Origin of the sequence: Aquiflexum gelatinilyticum, assembly GCF_024741135.1 — a bacterium.
GTDB lineage: Bacteria > Bacteroidota > Bacteroidia > Cytophagales > Cyclobacteriaceae > Cognataquiflexum > Cognataquiflexum gelatinilyticum.
The window spans coordinates 265,446-282,183 of the sequence record NZ_JANSUY010000003.1 but is presented as its reverse complement, the minus strand read 5'-3'; the positions used below and the strand labels follow the sequence as shown (position 1 = coordinate 282,183).

Annotated in this window: 16 protein-coding genes; 10 read left to right on the top strand and 6 right to left on the bottom strand. The window is 41.0% G+C overall.

The genetic code is table 11. From position 1 onward, the window contains the following. Positions 1 to 26 precede the first annotated feature (26 nt). Positions 27 to 194: a hypothetical protein gene (locus NU887_RS07265; protein WP_258422710.1), complete on the top strand. Its 168-nt coding sequence runs from the start codon at positions 27 to 29 to the stop codon at positions 192 to 194. A gap of 133 nt (positions 195 to 327) precedes the next feature. Here the strand turns inward: NU887_RS07265 and NU887_RS07260 are convergent, their stop codons facing one another. After that, complete coding sequence (locus NU887_RS07260; protein WP_258422709.1) at positions 328 to 1,437, bottom strand: Fic family protein; 1,110 nt, start codon at positions 1,435 to 1,437, stop codon at positions 328 to 330. Positions 1,438 to 1,485: 48 nt separating this feature from the next. Here NU887_RS07260 and NU887_RS07255 point away from each other — a divergent pair, with 48 nt between their 5' ends. The 9 genes from NU887_RS07255 to argH all read left to right on the top strand — a co-directional run bounded on the left by NU887_RS07255 (position 1,486) and on the right by argH (position 11,656). Then, complete coding sequence (locus NU887_RS07255; protein ID WP_258422708.1) at positions 1,486 to 2,751, top strand: aminotransferase class V-fold PLP-dependent enzyme; 1,266 nt, start codon at positions 1,486 to 1,488, stop codon at positions 2,749 to 2,751. A 467-nt stretch (positions 2,752 to 3,218) separates the two neighbouring features. Beyond that, a complete protein-coding gene (locus NU887_RS07250) occupies positions 3,219 to 3,899 on the top strand; it encodes a GNAT family N-acetyltransferase (RefSeq protein ID WP_258422707.1) in 681 nt (226 codons plus the stop codon). Between the two features lie 44 nt (positions 3,900 to 3,943). After that, positions 3,944 to 5,140 carry an argininosuccinate synthase gene (locus NU887_RS07245; RefSeq protein WP_258422706.1) on the top strand — a complete coding sequence of 399 codons (1,197 nt, stop codon included), beginning with the start codon at positions 3,944 to 3,946 and terminating at the stop codon, positions 5,138 to 5,140. Next, positions 5,127 to 6,095 (top strand): N-acetyl-gamma-glutamyl-phosphate reductase, encoded by a 969-nt coding sequence (gene argC / locus NU887_RS07240; RefSeq protein ID WP_258422705.1) that lies wholly within the window; start codon positions 5,127 to 5,129, stop codon positions 6,093 to 6,095. The genes NU887_RS07245 and argC overlap by 14 nt, the downstream gene beginning before the upstream one ends. Before the next feature lie 10 nt (positions 6,096 to 6,105). Continuing rightward, positions 6,106 to 7,236: an aspartate aminotransferase family protein gene (locus NU887_RS07235; RefSeq protein WP_258422704.1), complete on the top strand. Its 1,131-nt coding sequence runs from the start codon at positions 6,106 to 6,108 to the stop codon at positions 7,234 to 7,236. 54 nt (positions 7,237 to 7,290) lie between these two features. After that, positions 7,291 to 8,241, top strand: a complete 951-nt coding sequence (locus tag NU887_RS07230) for an N-acetylornithine carbamoyltransferase (protein WP_258422703.1) — start codon at positions 7,291 to 7,293, stop codon at positions 8,239 to 8,241. Positions 8,242 to 8,292: 51 nt separating this feature from the next. Continuing rightward, a complete protein-coding gene (gene argB / locus NU887_RS07225) occupies positions 8,293 to 9,093 on the top strand; it encodes an acetylglutamate kinase (RefSeq protein ID WP_258422702.1) in 801 nt (266 codons plus the stop codon). Positions 9,094 to 9,122: 29 nt separating this feature from the next. Further along, positions 9,123 to 10,205, top strand: coding sequence for a M20 family metallo-hydrolase (locus NU887_RS07220; protein WP_258422701.1), 1,083 nt, complete (start codon positions 9,123 to 9,125; stop codon positions 10,203 to 10,205). A 113-nt stretch (positions 10,206 to 10,318) separates the two neighbouring features. Beyond that, on the top strand, positions 10,319 to 11,656 hold the full coding sequence (argH, locus tag NU887_RS07215; RefSeq protein WP_258422700.1) for an argininosuccinate lyase: 1,338 nt from the start codon (positions 10,319 to 10,321) through the stop codon (positions 11,654 to 11,656). A gap of 32 nt (positions 11,657 to 11,688) precedes the next feature. Here argH and NU887_RS07210 read toward each other — a convergent pair whose 3' ends face one another. From NU887_RS07210 to NU887_RS07190, 5 genes are all read right to left on the bottom strand, one after another. Beyond that, positions 11,689 to 12,261 carry a YceI family protein gene (locus NU887_RS07210; RefSeq protein WP_258422699.1) on the bottom strand — a complete coding sequence of 191 codons (573 nt, stop codon included), beginning with the start codon at positions 12,259 to 12,261 and terminating at the stop codon, positions 11,689 to 11,691. A 147-nt stretch (positions 12,262 to 12,408) separates the two neighbouring features. Beyond that, positions 12,409 to 12,933: a hypothetical protein gene (locus tag NU887_RS07205; protein ID WP_258422698.1), complete on the bottom strand. Its 525-nt coding sequence runs from the start codon at positions 12,931 to 12,933 to the stop codon at positions 12,409 to 12,411. Between the two features lie 12 nt (positions 12,934 to 12,945). Further along, positions 12,946 to 14,241 carry a hypothetical protein gene (locus NU887_RS07200; protein WP_258422697.1) on the bottom strand — a complete coding sequence of 432 codons (1,296 nt, stop codon included), beginning with the start codon at positions 14,239 to 14,241 and terminating at the stop codon, positions 12,946 to 12,948. 12 nt (positions 14,242 to 14,253) lie between these two features. After that, the gene (locus NU887_RS07195; RefSeq protein ID WP_258422696.1) at positions 14,254 to 14,829 is read right to left on the bottom strand and encodes a YceI family protein; all 576 of its coding nucleotides are present in this window, start codon (positions 14,827 to 14,829) and stop codon (positions 14,254 to 14,256) included. 199 nt (positions 14,830 to 15,028) lie between these two features. Then, positions 15,029 to 16,699, bottom strand: coding sequence for a DUF6909 family protein (locus tag NU887_RS07190; RefSeq protein ID WP_258422695.1), 1,671 nt, complete (start codon positions 16,697 to 16,699; stop codon positions 15,029 to 15,031). Between the last annotated feature and the right edge of the window lie 39 nt (positions 16,700 to 16,738).

Here is a 16,738-nt window from a genome sequence, read left to right as displayed (position 1 = left end):
CATTCATAAATCAATTTTAAAATGATATGGTTCAAAAATCAAATACAAAAGAATGTCCATCCTGTGCGATGGACATTGATCCAAAAGCTGAATTCTGCCCCATCTGCGAATACCATTTTCCAAAAAGAAACCCAGTTTACCAATGGATTGCCATACTGCTAGCCATACTGATGCTGATGTTGATGCTTTTTTAAACATCCTTCATTTTTCATTCTCAATTCTCAATTCTCAATTCTCAATTCTTCATTTATAATTTATCATTCTTAATTCTTAATTCTTAATTCTTAATTCTTAATTCTTAATTCTTAATTCTTAATTAACAATTCCTCAAACAAGCTCCAAATGCCTTTCAAGAGAATCCTTGACCGCATCTGCCACCATGTGGTAAAAAGCCTCAGGATTATTATCAACCTGCACGGCCTCCAAGGCCTTATAGTACGCTAACCTTGAAGTAAGGTCTCCCTTTAGGTTGGCTATTGTATAACCCTTCCTCAGCAAGATCAGATTCATCACCAGCCTGCTGCTTCTCCCATTTCCATCAATAAAGGGATGAATACTAACCAATCGTTCATGCATCTCAGCGGCCAAAATCACCGGATGCAGACGTTTCTTCTGCCTATCGTAATGGTTAAAATATTCCTCCATCAATTTTTCAAGCAAAAATGGCTGAGGTGGAACATGGGCACTCCCGGAGATTCTCACAGGTACCGAACGGTATTTACCGGCATTATTCCTATCGATGCCTTTCAATATCAGGTAATGCAACTCCATCAAAACCCTTGGGCTAAAATCCAATTGATCGGTCACCAATTGCTCCATATAGGAAATTGCCTCCGCGTGATTGATGGCCTCAAGATGCTCTCTCATGGATTTGCCCCCGATGGTAATCCCTTCATTGACCACAAGGTGTGTCTCCTGCAAGGTGAGTGTGTTTCCTTCAATCCTGTTGCTTTCGTAGGTGTAGGCCACATTGAAAAATTCCTGCATTTTCTGCAATTGTGTAGGATTCAAAGGCCTTCTAGATTGCCATTTGCCTTTCAAATCATCGATATGCTTCAGCTTGTCTTGAATAGACGCACTCAATTCCTGCATGGTCAAAGACTGTTGCCCTGAAAGATAAGCAACCCTAGACTCAGCCAAAGCCAAAATCTCCCCAGCATTTTCTTCATAGGCCAACAAATTATAAACCTTCTCGGCCAGCCACATCTTTCTCGCCTCCTCAAATGGTATCTGAAGTATCTCAGCAAGCACCTTTAAATTATCTTCTGTCGGCAACCTGTTCCCTTTTTCATATTTAGAAATCAATGCCGGATCAATCCCTGTCTGAAAAGCCAGATTCCTCACTACAATTCCCTTTTCATTTCTTTTTTCAAAAAGAACTTCCGCTAATGTACTCACATTGTTGACTTTTAATTTGTTGACAAATTTATTCAACATTTTTTGGTTTAAAAATTTTTTTCACCATTTTGTTTTAAATTTCTCACCATGAACAAGCGGACATTCCTCAAAAACTTAACTTTTACCGGCATCGCCTCCTCTGCTTCATTTGAGGCCTTCTCCAAAACCATCGAAGCCTACACCCTTATTTCCCCTGTAGCCTTGGCGAAGGATGAGGATTTTTGGCAAAAGATCCGAGGCGGATACAAACTCAAGCCGGATTACATCAACCTAGAAAACGGGTATTATTGCTTTCTCCCCACAGAAACCCTAGAAAATTACATCAACCACATCCGGGAAATCAATTATCAAGGCTCATGGTATTTCCGGACTGTTCAGTGGGAAAACAAAGACAAAGCAGCAGCAAGGTTAGCCAAGGCCTTTGGAGGAAGTCCTGATGAAATTGCCATCACTCGCAATGCCACAGAATCCCTAGACATCATCATCTCGGGCTATCCTTGGCAAAAGGGAGATGAGGCCATATTTGCGCTGCAAGATTATGGCAGCATCCAAAACATGTTTATCCTTGCCTCACGAAGGCATGGCATCACGAACAAAATCGTCTCCATCCCAAACCATCCCAAAACGGATGAGGAAATAGTCAAGATCTACGAAGATGCCATCACTCCAAATACCAAACTGATGATGGTCAGCCACATGATTAACATCACGGGACAAATCCTTCCCGTCAGAAAAATCTGTGACATGGCACACCGGCATGGTGTGGAAGTGATGTTAGACGGGGCACATTGTATTGCCCATTTTGATTTCAAAATCGAAGACCTCAATTGCGACTATTACGCTTGCAGCCTTCACAAATGGCTGAGTGTTCCCTTAGGCGCAGGATTACTTTATGTCAAAAAGGACAAAATAAATAAGATTTGGCCGCTATTGGCACCTTACGAACTCGACCATACCAATATAAAAAACCTTAACCACATCGGAACACATCCTGTCGCGACTGACCTAGCTGTGAACAATGCCTTGGACTATTTCGAAAAAATAGGAGCAGAGAGAAAAGAAGAAAGATTGAGATACCTACAATTATATTGGAGTGATAAGGTTAGAAATGTCCCAAAAATCAATGTCAATACCCCCGCTGAACCCTCCCGTTCTTGCGGCATTGCTAACGTGGGCATAGAAGGATTGGATCCCAATGAAATGGCAAAAATCCTGATGGAAAAACACAAAATCTATACCGTCGGCATCAATTATGCAGGCGTGGTTGGATGTAGAATCACACCAAATATTTATACCTCCACAGAAGAATTGGATGTTTTTGTCAATGCCCTGAAAGAAATGGCTAAATCTTAATGGTTTTTAAATTTTCATTCAAATTTTAACTCCATAAAAATTCCAAAACTTCAAATCAAATTTAAATTGATTTGAAATAACAAAAGCGAATTAAGGTTGCCAAAAAACCAAACATTCTATCGCATTATTACCATCAGTGTAAGATTACAGATGCTTATTGAAATAACTGAAATTAATTCTTGCATCTTGTTTTAAACCTTTTAACATTTGCACACGTTTTCAAAAAGCATGTCAAACCTTAATCTCATAGCAATCAAACTAACCGAAACAAAGATTTTGTCTTTGATAGTTGTTGCTATGCCATTTTTTACTCCATTGAGGAGGTTTAGGAACAGCTTCAGGGTGACATCCCTGACCTAACATTTGGTGTCCTACGTGGACGACCTACAATAGCACCTTCAATCTGTCATTACATCAAAAAGCTCGAAAGAGACTTATAACCATTCATTTATTCCCAATTGGACAAAATGGAAAACATTCCTTCCTTTATCATCAGACCTGCAACAGAAAAAGACGTAGTCTTTGCCGAGACCATCACCACCGAAATGGAAGAGTCAGCCAAAGCACGTGGAACGGGAATCGCAAAGCGTTCTCCGGAATACATAAAAACAAAAATGCAGGAGGGCAAAGCAGTAATCGCTTTGACCAAAGAAGGTATTTGGGCCGGTTTTTGCTACATTGAGGCATGGGGGCACGGTAAGTTTGTGGCCAATTCCGGTTTGATTGTTGCCCCCCAATTCAGAAAATATGGATTAGCCACTTTGATCAAAAATGAAATTTTCAAACTCAGCCGTACCAAATTCCCGGATTCAAAAATCTTCGGACTTACCACTGGTGCCGCTGTGATGAAGATCAACTCAAGCCTCGGTTATATTCCCGTTTCCTATTCAGACCTGACCGATGATGAGGAATTTTGGAAAGGCTGCAACAGCTGTGTCAATGTGGAAATTCTCAAAAGCAAAAACAGACAAAACTGCCTTTGCACAGCCATGCTTTATGATCCATCCAAAAAAGCTAAGGTGGAAGAGGTGGCTTTGAGGACGGATTTCAAGAAAAACATCAAGCTCTTTGAAAGGTGGACAAGACTTAAAAAATACGTCATGCTCAACCTCAAGAAAACCAAAGACAAAACCTTTAACCTATTTTAAACCTATTAAGCCCTATGCCATTGGCTTAAAAAATGATTTTACCAATGAAAAAAACAGTATTAGCGTATAGCGGAGGATTGGACACTACTTTTTGTGCACTTCATTTGACCAAAGACCTCGGCTACGAAGTCCATGCAGTATTGATCAACACAGGTGGATTTTCAAAATCAGAACTTCAGGAAATTGAAGAACGGGCAAACGGTCTAGGAGTAGCCTCCTTCACAGCATTGGATGTTACCAAAACCTACTATCAGGAAGTACTTAAATTTTTGGTCTTTGGTAATGTACTTAAAAACGCCACCTATCCCCTTTCGGTTAGTGCAGAGAGAATCCTCCAAGCGAAAACCTTGGCAGAATACGCCAAAAAAATCGGAGCAAAATCCGTAGCACACGGCAGTACCGGCGCAGGAAATGACCAAGTCCGTTTTGACATGATCTTTCAGACCATTGTTCCGGATATAGAAATCATCACACCCATCCGTGACCTCAAACTCAGCAGAGAGGAAGAAATAGCCTACCTCAAAAAACATGGCGTTTCCATGAATTTTGAGAAAGCAAAATATTCCATCAACAAAGGGATCTGGGGTACATCCGTCGGTGGCAAGGAAACATTGACTTCCAACCAAACATTGCCGGAAGAAGCTTGGCCAACCCAAGTAAGCAAAATCGGTTCAGAAGAATTGGTGATTGGATTCGACAAAGGAGAAATCAATGCTGTAAACGGCATCAGCTACAACAATCCTGTAGATGCCATCCTGAAAGTTCAGGAGTTGGCAGCACCCTATGGCATAGGAAGAGATGTGCACGTCGGAGATACCATTATCGGCATCAAAGGAAGGGTTGGTTTCGAAGCAGCTGCCCCTCTCATCATCATCAAAAGCCATCAATTGTTGGAAAAACATACCTTGACCAAATGGCAGACATTCTGGAAAAACCAGTTTTCCGAATTCTACGGCAACCATCTTCACGAAGGCCATTACCTCGACCCCGTGATGAGAAACATGGAAGCATTTTTGGAAAGCACCCAGGAATTTGTCTCAGGCACAGTGAAAGTGCTCCTCCATCCATACAGATTCCAATTGGTGGGAATAGAATCATCCCATGACCTGATGGCTTCCAAGTTTGGCAGCTATGGTGAAATGAACAAAGGGTATACAGGCGAAGATGTCAAAGGCTTTACAAGAATCCTTGGAAACCAAACTGCGATTTTCCATCAAGTAAACAACCATGAAGAAAATTAAAACAGCCATCATTGGGGCAGCAGGATATACCGGAGGCGAACTCCTTCGTCTCCTTTTACATCATCCTGCCTGCGACTTGGTGTATGTACACAGCAATAGCCAAAAAGGAAAAAAAGTAACCGAAGTCCATCCTGACCTGATTGGTGACACCGAGCTGGTTTTCACTGATAAAGTTAAAACAGAAGGTATCGAAGCTGTTTTCTTGGGTCTTCCCCATGGGGAAACCAAAGGTTTTTTGGAAAACCATACCTTTTCCACCGACACTGTAATCATTGACTTAAGCACGGATTTCAGAGACGAAAGCAATGGATTTGTTTACGGATTACCTGAAGTCAACAAACATAAAATCAAATCTTCAACCAAAATTGCCAACCCGGGTTGCTTTGCCACGGGGATTCAACTGGCATTGATTCCTGCTGTGGCCAAAGGTTGGGTTAAGGATACAGTCCAAATTTCGGGAATTACAGGAAGTACCGGTGCCGGTAAGAAATTGGCAGATACAAGTCATTTCAGCTATAGAACAGGGAATATGTCTGTTTACAAATTGTTCACTCATCAGCACCTCAAAGAAATCAAGCAAACTTTTGGTCAGCTATTTGCTGAGTTCAATCAGGAAATTCTTTTTGTCCCTTATCGCGGAAATTTCTCTCGCGGGATATGGATCACCGCTTACTTTCCTTTCGAAGGAGATTTGGATGATGCTAGAAAGGTGTACAAAGATTTCTATCATGATGCTCCATTCACGCATGTTTCGGATCAAGATATCGACATGAAGCAAGCGGTCAATACCAACAAATGCATCCTTCATTTACAAAAAGAAAAGGGGCAGTTGGTCATCTATTCTGCCATTGACAACTTGCTCAAAGGAGCCTCCGGCCAAGCAGTCCAAAATTTCAACATAGCTTTTGGATTGGAAGAAACTGCCGGGCTGCATTTAAAAAGTATCGCTTTCTAACCTATCAACCATGAACCTATTTGACGTATATCCTTTGATCAATGTCACCCCAGTAAAAGCGCTAGGGTCAAAACTTTGGGATGAAAAAGGAGACGAATACACAGACCTTTACGGAGGCCATGCTGTGATTTCCATCGGACACAGCCACCCCCATTTCAACCAAAGAATCAAAGACCAATTGGACAGGATCACTTTTTATTCCAATTCTGTCCATATCCCAGTCCAGCAACAACTAGCCAAGAAATTGGGGGAAATGTCGGGATATCCTGACTTCAATCTTTTCCTTTGCAACTCCGGAGCAGAAGCCAATGAAAATGCATTGAAATTAGCTTCCTTCGCAACAGGTAAATCCGGATTTATTTCATTTTCAGGTGCTTTCCACGGCAGGACTTCTGGTGCTGTTGTATTGACAGACAATCCAAAAATCGTAGCCCCTTTCAATCAAAGGGCTGATGTATTTATCCTTCCTTGGGAAAATATTGAAGCGGTAGAAAACCAGTTGAAAGTAGGAAACATTGCAGGAATCATCATTGAAGGTATTCAGGGTGTCGGCGGCATCCATGTTCCTTCCCCTGAATTTCTATGGGAGGTTTCAAGATTGGCAAAAACTTATGGCGCAAAACTGATCCTTGACGAAGTACAATCAGGATATGGGAGAACAGGAAAATTCTTTGCACATCAATGGGTGGAAGGTTTGGTCCCTGACCTCATCACGATGGCAAAAGGGATGGGTAACGGTTTTCCAATCGGAGGCGTGTTGATTCATCCTGATTTCAAAGCCTCCTACGGTCTTTTGGGGACGACTTTCGGAGGCAACCACCTAGCCTGTGCAGCAGGATTGGCAGTGCTTGAAGTAATAGAATCTGAAAATCTCCTGCCCCACGCAGAGAAAATGGGAGAATTCTTGATTTCGGAATTGAAAAAAATCTCCGGGGTGACCGAAGTCAGAGGAAAGGGACTTATGATTGGAGTAGACCTTGACAGGGACGCTGCCCCTGTTCGTTCTGAATTGGTGAGCAAATACAAAATTTTCACAGGCAGTTCAGCAGGAAAACAGACCATTCGATTGCTTCCACCTTTAAATATTGGACCGAATGAGCTATCTTCGTTTATAGGTAGTTTAAAAGAAATATTGAATTGATTTCAAATTCATACCCCATCCCATCCATTAATTTTGGATAGAAATTGAATAAAAATGATGCACTTTACCAAATTTGAAGATAAAGCCACCGCAGAAAAACTCATCCAAAAGGCACTTGATTACAAAAGGGATCCTTGGATCGATCAGGCTAAAGGTCAAAGAAAAAGAATTGGATGCATTTTTTTAAATCCCTCACTCAGAACAAGGGCGAGTACCCAAATTGCTGCACAACAACTCGGTATGGAAGCCATCGTCATGAACATGGACAAAGAAGGATGGGCATTGGAAATGCGGGAAGGTGTCACCATGAACAAAGGCACTGTCGAACATATTAGGGATGCAGCAGGTGTATTGGGTTCTTACTTTGACATCCTTGCGATACGGGCATTTCCTTCATTGACCAACAAGCAGGAAGATTTGGAGGATTTTGTTTTCAACCAATTTATCAAATACTCCGGAATCCCAGTCATCAGCCTGGAATCTGCGATCCGCCATCCTTTGCAAAGTCTGGCAGACATGGTAACCATCCATGAAAACAGGGGAATTGATAAAAAACCAAAAGTAGTCCTTACATGGGCACCGCATATCAAAGCAATTCCTCATGCAGTTGCAAATTCATTTGCAGAATGGGCCATCGGATGCGGTCATGACCTTACCATCACCCACCCTTATGGATATGAATTGGATGAGAACTTTACCAAAGGAGCAAATATCGTCCTTGACCAAAAAGAAGCTTTGGCAGGAGCTGATTTTGTCTATGTCAAAAACTGGTCAGGATTCAATGATTATGGTAAAATACTAAATACGGACAGTTCTTGGATGCTGACAGAAAAGCATCTAAAACATGCCAAGAATGCCAAAATTATGCATTGCCTTCCTGTAAGGAGAAATCTTGAATTGTCAGATGAGATGTTGGACGGACCAAGAAGCCTTGTCATGCAACAGGCACATAATAGAATTTTCGCAGCCCAATCAGTGATCAGCCATATTTTGGATCAAAAATAATCTGGGGTCTAACCTTAGTGGAAAAACCCATCAGCTCAAACCTAACAAATCATGAATATCAGCATCATCAAAATCGGAGGAAATGTCATTGACTTTCCGGCAAAGTTGGAAGAGTTTCTCTTCCTTTTTTCCAGATTTCCGGGAAAGAAAATCCTTGTTCATGGAGGAGGAATCATGGCCACCAAATTTGGCGAAAGCCTCGGGGTCATGCCCGAAATGGTGGACGGAAGAAGGATTACAGACAAGGAGACGCTTGATATAGTGACCATGGTCTATGCAGGCTTGATCAACAAACAGGTAGTCGCAAAACTCCAAGGTCTCAAACAAAACGCCATTGGTATGACCGGCGCGGACGGAAACCTGATCAGGTCTGATAAAAGACCTGTCAAAACGATCGATTATGGATTTGTGGGGGATATCAAGGAAGTCAATGTAGACCTGATCCAAATGCTCCTCGATAAGGATATCATTCCGGTGGTTTGTGCCATTACCCATGACAAGAAAGGCCAATTACTAAATACCAATGCCGACAGCATCGCATCCGAGCTTGCCACCAACCTCTCCAAAAACCACAAAGTCAACCTTTACTATTGCTTTAATAAGTCAGGGGTCCTGATCGATGAACATAACGACAACTCGATCATCCCCATGATCAATGAGGAAATCTACGCTGAGCTCAAAAAAGAGAACGTCATCCACTCTGGTATGATCCCAAAATTGGACAACGCCTTCGCGGCCTTGAACAAGGGAGTCAACTTTGTTTGGATTGGAAAAGCAGAAAATCTTCTGTTAGCAGCAAAAGGAAAACTTTCGGGTACCACTATCGAAAAACACCGCTACGACTTATACTGACCTCGAGTCAGGTAAATTATAAATTCACTATGAATTACTCCAATCCTTCGTTCCAAAGTCTTTATGAAGAGGCCATCTCTTTGTTGGTTTCGATGATAGAGACTCCGTCATTTAGTAAGGAAGAGGAAAAAACCGGAGACTTAATTGCCGATTTTTTAGAGAAAATGGGCATCAAAGCCCACCGAAAAGGAAATAACATTTGGGCATTTAACAAGCTTTTTAATCCCATAAAACCCAACATACTACTTAATTCTCACCATGACACAGTCAAGCCAAATGCGGGTTATACCAAAGATCCTTTCAAAGCAATCATAGAAGATGGCCGAATTTATGGATTGGGAAGTAATGATGCAGGCGGATGTTTAGTAAGTTTGATTGGGGCTTTCTGTTATTTTTACGAAAAAGATATTCCCTATAACCTGATTTTGGCGGCTACGGCTGAGGAAGAAATATCGGGAAAAAACGGCGTAGAAAGTATATTGAACGAACTTCCGGAATTGGAACTCGCCATCGTAGGAGAACCAACTTTGATGCAAATGGCTGTGGCAGAAAAAGGACTGCTCGTCATTGACGCTACTGTAAAAGGAAAAGCAGGACATGCGGCAAGGGAAGAAGGTGAAAATGCGATATATAAAGCTCTGGATGATTTGAATAAATTGCGGGAGTACCAATTCAAAAAGGAATCTCCTTATCTGGGAAAAACCAAGGTGACCGCGACCATCATTCAAGCAGGTTCCCAGCACAATGTTGTCCCTGATACCTGTACCTATACACTTGACGTCAGAGTCACTGACAGCTATACTTTGGAAGAGGCACTCGCTGAATTAAAGAACATTCTTAAAGCTGAATTGAATCCCCGATCACTCCGGTTGAATTCCTCAAAAGTACCCGATGATCATAAAATATTGAAAGTAGGGAAAATGTTGGGTCTAGAAACTTACGGTAGCCCTACCCTTTCGGACCAAGCTTTGATTCCCTTTCCTTCAGTCAAAATCGGACCAGGGGACTCTGCACGTTCACATACCGCAGACGAATTCATTTATTTCAAAGAAATCCAAGAAGGGATCCACGGATACATTGCTTTACTTGAAAATTACTTCCAATTACCCTAAAATTACTCAAGAACTATTTCGACCTTATTTCATTTCTATTTCCGCCTTATTTCCATTTATTTCAAATAACTCAATAACAAGTTACTTATTAACCAATAACTCAATTACCAACCATGAAACTCTGGCAAAAAAATACAGGCTCAAAAAAAGAAGTTGAAAGATTCACTATCGGCAGAGATCCTGAATTTGATGTCATTCTTGCACCATTTGATGTTTTGGGTTCAATGGCACATGCCATCATGTTAGAAAAAATTGGCTTATTAGAAGCTGATGACCTGATAATGCTAAAAACAGGACTGAAAGAAATCTATCTGGAAATAGAAAAAGGGCAGTTCAAAATTGAAGAAGGTGTGGAAGATGTCCACTCCCAAGTTGAATTCCTATTGACACACAGGTATGGAGAAGCCGGAAAAAAACTCCACAGTGGCCGTTCCCGAAACGACCAGGTCTTGGTAGACCTCAAATTGTATTATAGGGCGGCCATCAGAGAAATCGTAGAAGCTACCGAGGAACTCTTTGGCTTATTGATCCAACTTTCAGAGAAACATAAAAACGATCTCATGCCGGGTTATACCCATACCCAATTGGCGATGCCGTCTTCTTTCGGTTTATGGTTTGGTTCTTTTGCAGAAGGTCTTACCGAGGATTTGGATTTGCTTTATGCAGCTTACAGACTCTCCAACAAAAACCCACTTGGTTCGGCAGCAGGTTATGGGTCTTCTTTTCCATTGGACCGGACACTGACCACCAAACTTCTTGGGTTTGACGACCTCCACCACAATGTCATCAACGCTCAAAACAGCCGTGGTAAAACAGAAAAGACCATCGCTTTTGCAATAGCGGGTATTTCAGGAACTTTGAATAGATTGGCTGCGGATGTCTGTATTTTTATGAACCAGCATTTTGGATTCATCACCTTTCCGGATGACCTGACCACAGGTAGCAGCATCATGCCCCATAAAAAGAATCCCGATGTTTTTGAATTGATCCGTGCAAAAACCAACCAACTTCAAGGAATGCCGAATACTATCACTTTGATGTTGACCAATACCACCACAGGTTATCACCGAGACCTTCAATTGTTGAAGGAAGTTCTTTTTCCGGGAATTGAAAATTTATTGGATTGCATCAGGATGAGTACTTTCATGTTGAATGAAATAAAAGTCAAACAAAACATCCTTGCAGACCCATTTTTCAGACATGCTTTCAGCGTTGAAGTGGTCAATAATCTGGTATTAAAAGGAATGCCTTTCCGTGATGCGTATAAAAAAGTCGGCATGGATATAGAAAAAGGCGAATTCTATCCCGATCAGAACCAAGTGGCCCATACCCATGAAGGCAGTATCGGAAATCTTTGCTCAAATGAAATCACTGAAAAGATGGAAAAGGCAATTCAGAAGTTTGATTTTGAAAAAGTGAATGTGGCTTTGGAAAACCTAATGAAAATCTGAGCCAAATATTTTATTCTAACCGATGAGGATGGTCACTTCGTGAAATCAGTATTGAAATAAATTTTGGCGTCATCCAAAGTTTTTATCAAGCCCATCAAGTTGGTAGGTGTATTGAGTTTGAAATCAGAAAATTTAATTGGCAATTCACCCTTAAAATTGATCCGATTTTCTTCCTGACTAACTTTCACAGGAAAATTTACTTCCTTGGTGATTCCTGCAATTGACAAATCTCCTCTCGCCTCCAAAAGAAAGCCCGAACCTTTGATTTCCTTCAGGCTAAAATTTATGTGTTTGTATTCTTCTGTTTTCAAAGCTTCATAGGCGTGCTTATCAAGTGCTTTGTTCCCGCTTTTCAAACTCTCAGATTCCATTTCTACCCAAAGACTTTTGATCTCTTTTAACTCTGTACCCTCAATCAAAAACTGACCTTTCCCAATTGCGGAAGTTGAGGTAAGGGTCCAGGTCCTGATATTTGATTTGCCCACGATTTTGAGTTCAGAAGATGGAGAAAGCGTGTAGGAAGTCTGTCCTTGCAGTGGATGAATAATCGAAGCCATCCAAACAAAACAAGCGGCTATAAGCATCAAAATTTTGGTATTTTTCATAGCTAATTTTGAAAATTGAAAGTTTAACTTTATTCAATAACAAACTCAGGTAATAACAGGAAAAGGGCTTGACTCTCTCAGTCTAAAAATATCATGCTCATTAAACCAATCTACTACAATAAAAAATGCATTTACCCGAAAACAAATTCAGAAACCTAATGTAAAATCTAAGGTAAGTTTTTCTTCAACTTTGACAAGTCCCCCCATTTTTTTTGGTGCTTCCAAATTCAGTTCTTCAAAACTCAAAATCAGATTTGCGTGAAGTCCTTCGGGAACTCTTTTCAAAACAAGGGATGAAAAATCTAATTTTTTTCCTACTAAGGTTACTGAAAGATCGCAGGTATAATGTCCATAATTGGACTTGAGGTTTTGTACTTTGACACGGGCTGAGGGGAATTTGTCTGATTTTATTGTATTTCTAAAATCCCGGTTTATCAAAAAATTGCCGCAGGAAAAATCCCTGACCGGGATATCAAAAACCATTTCTTTTGGTGTTCCTTCAAAGTCAATAAATAACGTATCCTTCAAGCCTACTTTTGAATAATCACAGCTAAATCCGCCGATCGAGGTCTGACCACTTACTGTGATCATCTTTCTGGTAACTATTACCTCTCTCTCTTTTGTTTCGGGATTCAGGAGAATCAAAATCAAGGCTAGAAGGATACGCATCATGCTAATTTATTATTAGAATCCAATTACACCTTCAATCATGAGGCCATTGAATTTACCGCCATTTCTGATATCTGTAGCAGCAAAGTTACTGTAGTTCTGCTGAACGTATTCCAATTTAGCTAAAACATTTTTGGTTACAAACCATCCGCCGCCGATCTGGATTCTGTCCAGGCTTACATCCAATCCTGATCCTGCTAATTTACCGTTGACTTCATTATACCTTCCTGCAACGTAGTATTTTTCGTTTCTACCAAATCTGTAGACAAGGTCAAGTCCAGTTTGTTTCCAAGTTCTGTCCACTGTTTCGTTAGCAGCCCTACCTTTTGATTGCTCGAAGTTACCAAAGAGTTCCAATCCGTGGAATTTAATGAAAGGGTTGACCACTAGGGCAGTGATGTTATTTGTTTGACCTGGGTTGATACGTCCTGAGGTGAAGTTGGCAGAAGTAGAAGCCAAGGTATTTTCCATCACTAGGTAATATCTTGAACCTGCACGGTCACCACCCCACAAAGTGTTTCTTGCTGAACCTGAAGTGGTGTAGACAGAACCTGTCAATCTCACTCTCAAATCGTCAGAAAGTTGTTTGTCGTATCCCAATTTACCGATAAATGAAGGCTTTCTTGCAGCAGGATTTGTTACACCACCTTGAATTTCACCACCTGTGACAGCAGCCATGGCCAATATACCGTTAGATTGGAAGAACAACTCACCACCAACTTCTGTAGTGAAAGCATCCATAATGTAGTTTCCGATGAACGGGTTGTACATAGCGTTACCGTTGTCAGTTCTTCGGAATTGGGCATCACCATAGTTAATCTGCATGTGTCCCACTCGTAGTGTAAGGTATTTATCAAACCAGTCGGTATTGCCTACGTTTAGAAAGCTCAATTTATCCACCTGTAAGTAGCCACCTTTTACCCAGGTTTCAGGGTGGTGTCTAGAAGACAAGTAAGCAATCAGGTTCAATCTCAAACCATCTGCCAAGGCCACGTCAATGTTAAGGTTGGCAGTGGCAAGGTTGGTACCTGCACCGATATCTGCTAATTTGTTTAGGTTCACATTATTGGCATTCAACACTTCATTTGCAGTGTTTGAATGGCTTAGGTTTTGCCATTGTTGGGTGAAATGACCCCCAATACGAACTTTCATTCCTTCATATTCGATAGTATCAGCTTTTCCGGTTTCGAAAATATTGATACCTCTTTGGTCATAAGGTCTCCAGAATTGCAAGTCTCTCTGTAGTCCTTGGGCAAATGTGGATAAGGATAACCCCACAAAAGCGATCGCAGCAATAAAATACTTTTTCATGATGTAAAGGTTTTAATTGATAGGTTGAAATGTTGTTTTAAATGATATTTTGACTTCGTCTCTTGTTTTTACAGTTCCCATCAAGGCCGTTGGCGGAGTGATGGAAAACGTTGTAAGTTTTGTATCAAAGCTTCCTTCAAAAGTAAATTTGTTTCCACTTTGGGTAACTTTGACAGGAAATGATGCAGGTTTTGTGACTCCCGCGATTGTAAAATCGCCTTTTGCCTGAAAACTGCTTCCGCTGCCAGTGATCTCTTTTAAAGTGAAGCGGATTTCTTTGTTCTTGCTTGTGTCTAGGGCCTTGTAAGCGTTGTTGTCCAGACCCTTCGTCCCACTTTTTAGACTTTCAGCCTGGGCAGATACCGAAGCACTTTTCACGCCTTTGAGTTGGTTGCCTTCCACTACCAAAAGGGCTTCTCCTTTTGCGGTATTGGTCGTCATAGTCCAGTCATGCAAACTAGATCCGCCGTCTATTTTTAAAGTTGGTGAGGCTGAAAGCGTGTACTTAGTTTGTGCTTGAATTGTCGAAATTGCTGATATCAGGATAAAAACCATTATCGTTGATATCGTCTTCAATCTGTTTTTCATAATCAGTTGTGTTTGTTTGATGATGCTAAATTGGGGATATGCATCTCATTAAAACATGATGAAAATCATTAAATAGTATGATTTATCGCACAACGATATTTTATGGAATAAAGCAAAATAAAAAAACAGAATCTCCTCCTATAATCAAGAGAAAATTCTGTTTTTCAACAAAAAATCACAATAAAATAAATACTATATTTTATTTGAATAATTTTTCCAAAATTTTATATGTTATTAGATAAGTCGGACGGACCCCCTCCATACCCAATGCGCCTGATGCAAGGGTGCTTCCTGTCTCCAAAGGATTGTCAGATGCGTAATACGCATAAAGCACTTTTACATTTTTTGAGATGTTCTGCCTGATCTTACTTTCTGATTGAATGGCCTTCTGATAATGCGCCCCTTCCATTTCCAAACCTATGGCCTGCCAGCTTGATTCCATCAAGTAGCTAAGTACATCCTTGTTTTGAAGTGAAGTACCTAAAACCGTAAACATGGTACCCTCAAACACGCCCAAGCCATATCCTTCAAAGTCTTGTTTTTTCAATTCATTCCTGATAGGATAATTGTCAGCTGTTCCTTCAAAAACATGGCTTGTGGGGATCATGATGTCCCCTTTTTTTCCGGTAAGGATTCCTGCTTTTCCCATAATAGAAGCTGAAAGCACATTCAAAGGATAAGACTTACCATTGATATGGTCATAAGGTTTGAGCAATTCATCAAAGCACTCATAAGCCTGCTCACCAAATGCATAATCCATGATCAGAATCACAGGTTTCTTTTTGTCTTCTTTAGCGATTTTGACTCCGGGAATAAGGGAATCATTGGACATTTTGGCGGTATCAATGAGCTGCACGTTGATATTGGTACCTGAAGTATCATGAACTTCAATGAGGCCATTTTTCAAAGCAAAGTTCCAAATCTCTTTGCCTTTATTGACTTTTGCCCCGGTACTGATATCCATGGCGATTTTTTCTATTTCTTCGAAAGAATTTAATCCCAATGCCTGATGTCCATAGATGGTGTTAGCCACACTATGGAGATTGGCAGAGATAATATGGATTGGCCTTTCTATCAATCCCGCTTCAAAAAGAACTGATTTGATCGCATTGGCCCATAACTCCCCGTATACGTGATGCCCAACCCGCTGTCTCAAAGTAGACGAAAAGGATATCTCCCTGTCTTTGCCGTTGAAAAACTCATCCATAGCAAGTTTTCCTAAGTGGTATACAATCGAAAAAAGGCTGCTTGTGTGCGGAGAAGATTCAAATTTCTGAACAGCCTCGTGGGTCTCATCAAATGTCCTTCCGATCACATGACTGAGATAAGAGCAAGCCACTTCTCTGTCAAACTCCTCACCGTTCACTTCTTTCTCGACTGTTTTTTCCAACATTTCCCAGTTTAGGTCTATTCTTCCTTTATGGTCTGTGCTGTTGGATTTGATTTTTTCTGATTCGATATAAAGAAAAGTAATGTGCGTGAGGATATCATAAATATCTGATCGACCGCGGGTCATTTCGACATACATCTGATCCTGATCCACACGGTAACAGTTTCTTTTCCGTTTGGCAGGGATGATAGCCGAAAAAGTAGAGTTTTCATATCCTTCCCTGCTGATCAACCTGATATAGCGACATTGTTCGATTCCTCTCGGAAGGCGCTCCATTACGTACAATAACCCGTCCAATTCAATTTTTTCATCGTCGCCCAACAGCCCATAAATCTCAGGACTCAACACCAAAAGTGAATCTACAAGCGACTCACCGGAAACTCCCATCGGCTTGTAAGAACCCCTCATAAACAGGTGTCTCATGGTGATATAGAGTTTTTCGATGGCTGCCCGTGATTCTTGTGCGCGTGTTCTTTGCATAGTTTTTAAAATTTTTTTATTGGATAAATTCTACAAACT

Excerpts from the sequence above, each read along its gene's own strand:
- NU887_RS07200 (WP_258422697.1), bottom strand. The coding sequence starts at position 14,241 with ATGAAAAAGTATTTTATTGCTGCGATCGCTTTTGTGGGGTTATCCTTA.
- NU887_RS07255 (WP_258422708.1), top strand. The coding sequence starts at position 1,486 with ATGAACAAGCGGACATTCCTCAAAAACTTAACTTTTACCGGCATCGCC.
- NU887_RS07250 (WP_258422707.1), top strand. The coding sequence starts at position 3,219 with ATGGAAAACATTCCTTCCTTTATCATCAGACCTGCAACAGAAAAAGAC.
- argB (WP_258422702.1), top strand. The coding sequence starts at position 8,293 with ATGAATATCAGCATCATCAAAATCGGAGGAAATGTCATTGACTTTCCG.
- NU887_RS07235 (WP_258422704.1), top strand. The coding sequence starts at position 6,106 with ATGAACCTATTTGACGTATATCCTTTGATCAATGTCACCCCAGTAAAA.
- NU887_RS07205 (WP_258422698.1), bottom strand. The coding sequence starts at position 12,933 with ATGATGCGTATCCTTCTAGCCTTGATTTTGATTCTCCTGAATCCCGAA.
- NU887_RS07220 (WP_258422701.1), top strand. The coding sequence starts at position 9,123 with ATGAATTACTCCAATCCTTCGTTCCAAAGTCTTTATGAAGAGGCCATC.
- NU887_RS07265 (WP_258422710.1), top strand. The coding sequence starts at position 27 with ATGGTTCAAAAATCAAATACAAAAGAATGTCCATCCTGTGCGATGGAC.
- NU887_RS07190 (WP_258422695.1), bottom strand. The coding sequence starts at position 16,699 with ATGCAAAGAACACGCGCACAAGAATCACGGGCAGCCATCGAAAAACTC.
- argC (WP_258422705.1), top strand. The coding sequence starts at position 5,127 with ATGAAGAAAATTAAAACAGCCATCATTGGGGCAGCAGGATATACCGGA.
- NU887_RS07195 (WP_258422696.1), bottom strand. The coding sequence starts at position 14,829 with ATGAAAAACAGATTGAAGACGATATCAACGATAATGGTTTTTATCCTG.
- NU887_RS07260 (WP_258422709.1), bottom strand. The coding sequence starts at position 1,437 with ATGTTGAATAAATTTGTCAACAAATTAAAAGTCAACAATGTGAGTACA.
- NU887_RS07210 (WP_258422699.1), bottom strand. The coding sequence starts at position 12,261 with ATGAAAAATACCAAAATTTTGATGCTTATAGCCGCTTGTTTTGTTTGG.
- NU887_RS07230 (WP_258422703.1), top strand. The coding sequence starts at position 7,291 with ATGATGCACTTTACCAAATTTGAAGATAAAGCCACCGCAGAAAAACTC.
- NU887_RS07245 (WP_258422706.1), top strand. The coding sequence starts at position 3,944 with ATGAAAAAAACAGTATTAGCGTATAGCGGAGGATTGGACACTACTTTT.
- argH (WP_258422700.1), top strand. The coding sequence starts at position 10,319 with ATGAAACTCTGGCAAAAAAATACAGGCTCAAAAAAAGAAGTTGAAAGA.